This is a genomic window from Dyella japonica DSM 16301 (genome assembly GCF_001010355.1).
Lineage (GTDB): Bacteria > Pseudomonadota > Gammaproteobacteria > Xanthomonadales > Rhodanobacteraceae > Dyella > Dyella japonica.
Genome location: NZ_JPLA01000129.1, coordinates 1 through 343 on the forward strand (window position 1 = coordinate 1; position 343 = coordinate 343).

Consider the following 343-nt stretch of genomic DNA (forward strand, 5'->3'; position numbering starts at 1 on the left):
GTTACTGGTTGTGAACGGCGTTCTAAGTGGTCGCACTATAACCCCTCTAAAAGAACTATGCAATATTTTAGTTAATTAATTTAAGCCACGTTCTTTTACCCAGACCCCTAATGTATTACTTGATGTATTACGCTTCACACCTTGTGCCTCTAAACGATCCATCATTTGTTTTCTAAGCTGAAGGATTTCCTTCTTGTCACGAGGTTCACCAGCTTCTTTCCACATTTCGTCAGCAATAGCGAAAATAATATCGCGAGTGCCGGCTGTACGCGACGTTGCGGCACGTTTTTCGGTTGCCGGTGTGCTAGTACCTTGCCGCTCTTTTGTCGGTGTCCATGCCCGT

Annotated in this window: 1 protein-coding gene; it reads right to left on the reverse strand. The window is 44.9% G+C overall.

Annotation, left to right across the window (positions count from 1 at the left end):
• Positions 1-75 precede the first annotated feature (75 nt).
• Positions 76-343: hypothetical protein (locus Y882_RS20365; protein ID WP_162207441.1), on the reverse strand; the 268-nt coding region annotated here is incomplete at its 5' end.